A 7,451-nucleotide genomic window follows, 5' to 3' on the forward strand; every position below is an offset into this window, starting at 1 on the left:
GGATGAGGAATCAGAGGAAATTTCTTTGATTTTGTAGGGTTAGTTTCTTATGGTTTAATAACAACATTATTAAGAAATTATAAAATTAAAATGAAAGCTCTAATTACAGTTGGATGTATGACTGATCATGGTGGAGTCATTGTTTTAGGTGATTCATCCTTTTTAGTTGAAGGTAAAGCTGTCCATTTAGACGGTATGACTCACTATTGTCCTAAGTGTAAAGTTCAATCACGAGCCATAGCAAGCAAACAAGGGTTTATGGTTGTTGGTAATAAAAGTATTGTGGCTGATGGTGATACTTCGAGTTGTGGCTCTCGATATATGAAAATATCTAGTATGGCTGTGATGAGCAATGGTTCAGGTAGTAGTTCTTTAATTAAGCCTACTACATCATTACCTAGCTCTTTACTTGAGAGTAATCTAGTAGATGAATCAGAAGCTCTACATGGAATCGTCTACCAATTAATAGATGAAACTTCAAATAAACCTATCCCTAATATGTATTATAAGCTCGTTGATGAAAGCGGAAATATTATTGAGGGTGAAACTGATAAGTATGGAAATACGCAAGAGATAACAACAGGAACTTCTACGGAAAAAGTTCAATTAATGACTTATGATCTTTCTAAACCTTTACCGCCTTTGGAGTAAAGCATGACACAATATATAAATCCTGAAAATGTAGATTTCCCAGTTGAAGAAAAAGCGTGTGATGCGACAAAGATTTTAACAGCTCCTTTATGTAACTCCTATGTTAAAGTTGTCGGTTATTATATGGCTAGACCATATAACTTTATGATGGCAAAGGAATATTGGAAAGAAGTCACGAATGATGTGGAACTATTATTAGCTGCACGATTCGGGATGGAAATGGATATGAATAAAATTCCTGAAGAAATGTGGTATAGGTCCTCATTTCATACTCAACAGTATATTAAATTTCAACAGTATGTACGAAAGAATGCTCTTAAAGATGCTGCAAAATTAATAGCAGAGTTTCAATCTGATACTTTTACATTAAGAACTACCAAGTCAATTGGTGGTTATTATGATATAGCATCATTAATTTTAGATGTTAAAGATAAAATTAGTGTGGCAAAAGTTGTTACAGATACAAGGGAATTAGTTGTAAATCAAGGTCCATTAACCATTAATCGAAATATGTACAAGAAAGTCTTCAAACAAGACTATCACGCTGGAATGTTAGATCAATTGTGGAAAGAAGGTACTTATAAAGGAGATGGATTAAATGCTGACTATAAAAGGTTAGGTTATTAATATGAAAAAACTTACGGTACTGTTTTTAACTCTTCAGTTAAGTGGTTGTAGCTTTGCTGACGAAAAATATGAAAGCAACCTTAAAATAGCCCAACTGGAAGCGGAGCATTCTGCTAGTAATGTTTTGTCATTTCTGCCTCAAAACTTGAAACTTATTGATAAATTAGATTCAAAAACTTCAAAAGATTTACAAGATGCAATATTTCAGCATGTGTTACTTCAAGTGTATTCATTGAAAAAATTTGAGGAATCAGGAAGAGAAGAATTTTCACTCAATGATCAGATGACATATAGACCTCATATTGCCGATGAACTATGTCTTATAAATGAATATTTAATTTCATATAAAGAAAAAAATCCTAATGCTGTTTTGCCTGTAGACAATGAAACTTTTCAATGGATTGAGAAAAAGCAAGTTGTCTTACTAAAAGCACTTGAAAATGAAAAGCGCACTTGTAACACGAAAAAGTTAATGCTGTGAATAGCCACCAATTTTGTAGACACTTTATAGCTCTTCTAAAATTAAAATACACCGTACGAAACTCAGGTTAATCCTGAGTTTTTTGTTGGATCTGTTCATTTGAAGCAAACATACCAGGATTAGTGATCCTAATATTTTCCTGACATTGAGAGCAAAGCATTAGCTCAGTAAACAACTTAACATTCTGCCTAATTCCACAAAGCGTACATGGTTTAGATAACTGAATAATATTGTCCATCATTTACTTCTCTCAAAAAAAATTTCGTTATACATACTGAGTTTTATATTTTTACACACAACTAATATTCGCTTTAAAACCATCAATATCAAGAAAAATTCAGAGCTCAAGTGTTTATCTATATATATTAATTACTTATTGAATTTTCCCCCAAAAAAATGAGCTATACCCCAAATTTACTCAGAGCCCAGAATTTTCACCATATAAAACAAATATTTATGTATAATTTTTCATATTTTATAGCCCTTTTCGGTGAGCTAGCTTTTTTCTTTATTTTTCAATTATATAAACTTATATTTTGCTTTTTTAGAGCCCCACTTTTTTAACCCATTAAAATTCCATGTAAACCTTATGGTGTAAAGGATTCAGAGGTTTCATCGATAGATGCGTGGTGTGTGAGAAAAAATATTCGGCATGTGTCGAGACCAAAAGTGATTTAACTGGCTAAATTGACGTACAGAGAATGCTTGGTCAACAACACAATATTGTTTCTCTCCAGAGAAACGAGTAAGCGTGCATTCCTGATCTGCTGATCAAAAATGAAAAAGCCCTCGGAGCAAATTTTGAAAAAAGAAACCCTTAATAAATACGCATAGAATGCGATTTAAGCGCAGTTAAAATAAAAACACTGTCTTCTAGCTAAAAAACGAAAACAGGGCTAAAAACGAAAAATAAGAAGCAATAAGGAGGATATAAGCGAGTGTCTACGAGCGACACACAGAAAAGTTGATATATCCCCTCTCTGAAAAACCATTTTTTATAAAAATTTAGCTAGAAATAAAATCACATGACACAAAGTAGTGTTTAAACCGAGCGAAGCGAGCATAAAAAATGATATGAGCGAAGCGAATTCCGAATGCTTTTGCTTTTGTTTTTATAGAATTCACAAAGAGATTAGAGAAAAAATTGCCCCGACGAACTGAGCGCAAGCGAAGTTCAATAGAGTTTGAGCGAAGCGAAAACCAAGGGCAATTTTTCAAACAGCCTTTTTTATTTATTTTTAAATCTTTTAAATCTTTTCAGACACCTGTATCCCTTATATAGCAAAGGTATCAGAGTTTAACTATGACGGATTGACTACTAACTATGACGGATTGACTACTAACTATGACGGATTGACTACTTAACTATGACGGATTGACTACTAACTATGACAGGTATATATTTGTCATATATTAAAAAAATCAATGGCTTCATTTTGGATAAGAATCAAGTTGTAAAATCAAATCAAGTTATAGAAGCATCATATCAATTAAGTGCTGTAGAGCAACGTATCGTCTTAGCAGCAATTTCCCGTATTCCTAAAAACCAACCAATCACAGATGATGAACTATATCCAGTGAGTGTTAATGAACTACAACGCTTAGGGGTACATGAGAAAACCGCATATAGGGATCTAAAGGAAGGTATTAATAGACTTTATGAAAGATCAATTAACCTTACTGTTAACGATAAATCTATAAAGATGAGATGGGTCCAAGAGATCCAGTTTTTGGATAGCCAGGGTGTCATTGGTATTCGCTTTTCAAAACCCATTTTGCCTTTCATTTCTAATTTAAGTAGAGAATTTACTAAGTATGCTTTATCAGATATTGTTGGAATCAACAGTGGGTATGGTATCCGTATTTATGAACTGTTGGTCCAGTATAGACAAATAGGTAAGCGTGAAATCTCCGTTGATAACTTACGAACAATGCTAGAACTCGGTAAGAAATATCCGTTATTTGCCGACTTTAAGAAACGAGTAATTGATACTGCGATAGACCAAATAAATGAATACAGCCCTTTAAGCGTAACGTATGAGCAAAAAAAGACAGGCCGTAAAGTTACTCATATTCTATTTTCGTTTAAGGAAAAAGCTAAAAATATTAATCCACCAGATATAGATATACCAAAAGAGTTTTATAACCTGACAGATGCTCAAATTAATATGTTTGGTAATCAGCTATCCCGTTTGCATGAACTTTCCCATTTAGCACTAGAAGGTGAAAGCTACGAAACATTAGCATCAAAAATTAAGGAAATGCTTAGAGATCCTAAACAACAAAAGCAATTTTTACCCTACTTAAAAAACTTAGGCTTCAAATCTTGAGTGTATTGAAGAATACACTTATTGTATCCCTTAATACGTATCGTAAATACACAGTAATACACTATGAAAACAAGTACAAAATACAGTGTTAGTGATGCTGCTGCACTGTATAAAAAATCTCGTGCAACACTCTATAAAGATATAAAAAATGGAGTATTAAGTCGTGATCACGATGGTTACATAGACTTTTCAGAGTTACTTCGTGTGTATGGCGAACCATTTAATACAAAACAGTCAAAACGTATCGATACGTCTGCAATACAAAATCCAAATACACCTGAGTACACGGATCAAACAATCATAGAATTAAAAAATCAAATCGATTTTTTAAAGAAACAATTAGAAAAAGCAGAAGATCGGGAGGCCAAAGCTAATTCTCGTATTGATACACTTCTTACACTCATCGAAATGAAGCCATCTAAGGTCAATATTGAATCTGATACAACTCATACCGAGAGTAATTCACTTCCTAGTACAGAAGATATAATCCCCCCCCTTCAGTCTGAGCAGTCTAAAGAGGACGGATTGACTACTATCGATGTAGAAAAAAAGCGAATTCCTGTTCCTGAGCATGTTGAACCTGAGCCTAAAAAGCGTGGCTTCCTGAGCCGATTCTTCCTACCAAATGGTTAAATAGAACTACACAAAGTTGTGAAACAAAGATCAAAGAATAGACGTGGAACGTGACAAATCACAAAAAAGCCGTTCCAGTGCGCTGTTTACTGGAACGGCTTTAGTTAAGATATTGATGCTTATAGGAAAAATTCAAGCATTTCGCATAAGGTGTATTATGTTAATTTTAGATTTTCTTAATACAAATTAACAGTTTAAACTGTTCGTATCTAGGTTATAGATCTATTTTATGGAAAAAAATAATATTCAAAATCAAGGAAACTTAATCAAAGCGATATTAGTTTCTTCTGTCGTAGCTCCTTTGCCTTTTATAGCAACTATTTGCATAAGTTCACTGGGGGATTTTCAGCTAACCCAATTTATTCAGTTATTATTTTCTGTTTCATTACTCATTATGCTATTTGCTGTTCCTTTTACCCTTACTATAAATTTTTTACTTGTATTACCAATGGCGCTTTTACTTCGTAAAATAAATTTTCTATCCTCAATTTATTTGTGTTTTTGGTGTTCTCTAATAGCCTTTCCAGCGTTCAAAATCTACATGACAATACTTAATAATGGACCAACTCAAAAAGCTGATGTTTTAATAATCGTTTTAAGCACATTTTGTGGACTATGTTCTGGAATCATATTTTGTCGAATTGCTAAGATTAAAATGAAACCTAGCCACTTAACATAATGGCTGTTATACGAAACAAAAAAACCTAGTGACTGACCTAGGTCTTAAATTTTAAAAAAATATATAAAAATTAAGGCTATAGTCTCAAATTTTCAACTTCGCATAACGTGTATTATGTTAATTTTAGGAGAACTTAACATTATTGACATGACTTCATAGCTTCTTCTTTATCCTTAAAATTTATTAAATTGTTATTTTTTAAACAAAAATAGTTTATAAATTCATACTGTCTGAAATTTTTTTCACTTTTTAGTTCAACTCTAATTTGTGTCTCTAAAAAATCTGATTTCAAACTATTTTTTGAAAAGCAAAAAACATGTTTACTTTCTTTTTGGCTGATATTTTTTAAACTTCTTTCATAAATTTGTTTTGATAATTCATCATTAAAGTTTCCGTTGATACTCTTAAAAGACGTATCGAACATGGAAAAATCGCTAGCCTCTTTGATTTCTTCAGTTTTCAATGCACAAATATTTATGCTATCTACAATTTCATATTTGAAATAGTCCACACGTTTTTCTTTACAACCAATTAATGATAATGATGAAAATACTAGGCTTAAAAAAAATATATATTTCATTAGAATAAAGTTCAGTAAATTAAGAAAAGTAATGGAACTACGGGAATTAAAGTAATATTTGAGACTAATTGATATCCTACAGGATCACTAATGATTGGTTGCATAACCTTTTTTATGTATTGTGAATTATTACTTCTATGATTCCGCCAAGCGATACTAAAATTGATTTCTTTATAACCTTCAATTATTCCAAAATAATCAGCGACTATATTCGCTTGTTGTTCAGGATTCAATTTTTTAAAGTCAGTATCTTTTGTTAAGCTGTAGTCATAAGGATCATATACTGAGTCAGGTAAAGTCCACTCTAATGTTTGTAATACTGCTCCTCTACTTAGTACATTCATGCCTTTCTGAAATTGCCAAACATGAGTCATTTCATGAATGAAGGTGAGTTTAGCTCTTATTCTTAAATCACTACCATTCACTCTGATTGGATTTTCTTGAAATTGAGGATTAGAAAAATCTTCTTGATAAATATCAGATCCTGTTAACCCATCAGGATAGTGAGCATGTCCTCTTGGCGTCATAGGAACTTGCTGCTTAGGTAAAAATGCTTTGTTTATTATTTTAACCTTACTATAATCCATTGAATCTTTAAATATTTTTCTGCACATAGCTATTTCGCCAGCAGTCATTCCTCTATATTTTTTTGATTTATCTTCTTGAATAACAACTTTAGATTTTACCGTTGTATTTGTTATGATCTTATCAGTTACGAACCTAATTACTGATTTTCCTGATGGTAAATCGGGCATATTAGGCAATTTAAATCCTGGAATTTCTGGTAAGTGTAAATCAGGTACAATTTTAAAATCCATTTATTATGCTCCACAAGAACAAGATTCGTTACAATTACTATCAACAATTAGATCGATAGAAACTATTGCTAAAGCTGATTCAGTTTTTAATCTCTCTGTATTACCATTTTTATCTGTCGTACCATTGAGCGTAGAACCGTCTTCAAACGTGACTAAATATTCAACATTTGCGTATGGCTCACCGTTAGCATTCTCTAACTGTATTTGTTCATCATAAAAATGATTTTTATCATCAATAAAGCTACTAGAGAGAGGTGCTGTTGTGTTTAAACTAGATCTACCGCTCCCTGATCCATTACTCATTACAGCTAAATCAGAAATTTTTAAATATTTTGATCCACAACTTGATGTATCACCAACCGCAACAATACTTTTTCCACCAACAGTCATAAAACCTTGATTAGATGCGATTGCACGTGATTGAACCTTACACTTAGGACAAAAGTGAGTCATGCCATCAAGATGTACTGCTTTACCTTCAACTAAAAAAGATGAATCACCTAAAACAATGATTCCACCATGATCTGTTTTACAACCAACTGTGATTAGTGCTTTCATTTATGATTTTATATTTAATTCGTAATAATAGCCTCATTAAAACATAAGAATAAGACCACTCAAAATTTGAGAAATAAATCACAAAATTGACTCT

General features: G+C 32.2%; 9 protein-coding genes. 6 read left to right on the forward strand and 3 right to left on the reverse strand.

Annotated features, from left to right (window positions below; translation table 11 throughout):
• Positions 1–90: 90 nt before the first annotated feature.
• The 6 genes from AC1M87_RS14565 to AC1M87_RS14590 all read left to right on the forward strand — a co-directional run bounded on the left by AC1M87_RS14565 (position 91) and on the right by AC1M87_RS14590 (position 5,401).
• The gene (locus tag AC1M87_RS14565) at positions 91–651 is read left to right on the forward strand and encodes a PAAR domain-containing protein (RefSeq protein ID WP_481594097.1); all 561 of its coding nucleotides are present in this window, start codon (positions 91–93) and stop codon (positions 649–651) included.
• A gap of 3 nt (positions 652–654) precedes the next feature.
• On the forward strand, positions 655–1,278 hold the full coding sequence (locus tag AC1M87_RS14570; RefSeq protein ID WP_481594098.1) for a hypothetical protein: 624 nt from the start codon (positions 655–657) through the stop codon (positions 1,276–1,278).
• A 1-nt stretch (position 1,279) separates the two neighbouring features.
• Positions 1,280–1,759: a hypothetical protein gene (locus tag AC1M87_RS14575; protein ID WP_481594099.1), complete on the forward strand. Its 480-nt coding sequence runs from the start codon at positions 1,280–1,282 to the stop codon at positions 1,757–1,759.
• Between the two features lie 1,436 nt (positions 1,760–3,195).
• Positions 3,196–4,089 carry a replication initiation protein RepM gene (gene repM / locus AC1M87_RS14580; protein WP_481594104.1) on the forward strand — a complete coding sequence of 298 codons (894 nt, stop codon included), beginning with the start codon at positions 3,196–3,198 and terminating at the stop codon, positions 4,087–4,089.
• 63 nt (positions 4,090–4,152) lie between these two features.
• Positions 4,153–4,722, forward strand: a complete 570-nt coding sequence (locus AC1M87_RS14585) for a plasmid replication DNA-binding protein (RefSeq protein ID WP_092768946.1) — start codon at positions 4,153–4,155, stop codon at positions 4,720–4,722.
• 229 nt (positions 4,723–4,951) lie between these two features.
• The gene (locus AC1M87_RS14590; protein ID WP_481594100.1) at positions 4,952–5,401 is read left to right on the forward strand and encodes a hypothetical protein; all 450 of its coding nucleotides are present in this window, start codon (positions 4,952–4,954) and stop codon (positions 5,399–5,401) included.
• A 139-nt stretch (positions 5,402–5,540) separates the two neighbouring features.
• On the opposite strand, the gene AC1M87_RS14595 is transcribed toward AC1M87_RS14590, so the two are convergent.
• Genes AC1M87_RS14595 through AC1M87_RS14605 form a run of 3 tightly spaced genes read right to left on the reverse strand, consistent with a single transcriptional unit; the run spans position 5,541 to position 7,357 of the window.
• Positions 5,541–5,981: a hypothetical protein gene (locus AC1M87_RS14595; RefSeq protein ID WP_481594101.1), complete on the reverse strand. Its 441-nt coding sequence runs from the start codon at positions 5,979–5,981 to the stop codon at positions 5,541–5,543.
• Between the two features lie 11 nt (positions 5,982–5,992).
• Complete coding sequence (locus tag AC1M87_RS14600; RefSeq protein ID WP_481594102.1) at positions 5,993–6,799, reverse strand: hypothetical protein; 807 nt, start codon at positions 6,797–6,799, stop codon at positions 5,993–5,995.
• 3 nt (positions 6,800–6,802) lie between these two features.
• Positions 6,803–7,357 carry a PAAR domain-containing protein gene (locus tag AC1M87_RS14605; RefSeq protein WP_481594103.1) on the reverse strand — a complete coding sequence of 185 codons (555 nt, stop codon included), beginning with the start codon at positions 7,355–7,357 and terminating at the stop codon, positions 6,803–6,805.
• Positions 7,358–7,451 lie beyond the last annotated feature (94 nt).

This window comes from Acinetobacter sp. 24-47-62, assembly GCF_056779765.1.

Bases quoted from the DNA above. Each gene is read 5' to 3' on its own strand.
- AC1M87_RS14565 (WP_481594097.1), top strand. From the start codon at position 91: ATGAAAGCTCTAATTACAGTTGGATGTATGACTGATCATGGTGGAGTC.
- AC1M87_RS14570 (WP_481594098.1), top strand. From the start codon at position 655: ATGACACAATATATAAATCCTGAAAATGTAGATTTCCCAGTTGAAGAA.
- AC1M87_RS14575 (WP_481594099.1), top strand. From the start codon at position 1,280: ATGAAAAAACTTACGGTACTGTTTTTAACTCTTCAGTTAAGTGGTTGT.
- AC1M87_RS14585 (WP_092768946.1), top strand. From the start codon at position 4,153: ATGAAAACAAGTACAAAATACAGTGTTAGTGATGCTGCTGCACTGTAT.
- AC1M87_RS14590 (WP_481594100.1), top strand. From the start codon at position 4,952: ATGGAAAAAAATAATATTCAAAATCAAGGAAACTTAATCAAAGCGATA.
- AC1M87_RS14595 (WP_481594101.1), bottom strand. From the start codon at position 5,981: ATGAAATATATATTTTTTTTAAGCCTAGTATTTTCATCATTATCATTA.
- AC1M87_RS14600 (WP_481594102.1), bottom strand. From the start codon at position 6,799: ATGGATTTTAAAATTGTACCTGATTTACACTTACCAGAAATTCCAGGA.
- AC1M87_RS14605 (WP_481594103.1), bottom strand. From the start codon at position 7,357: ATGAAAGCACTAATCACAGTTGGTTGTAAAACAGATCATGGTGGAATC.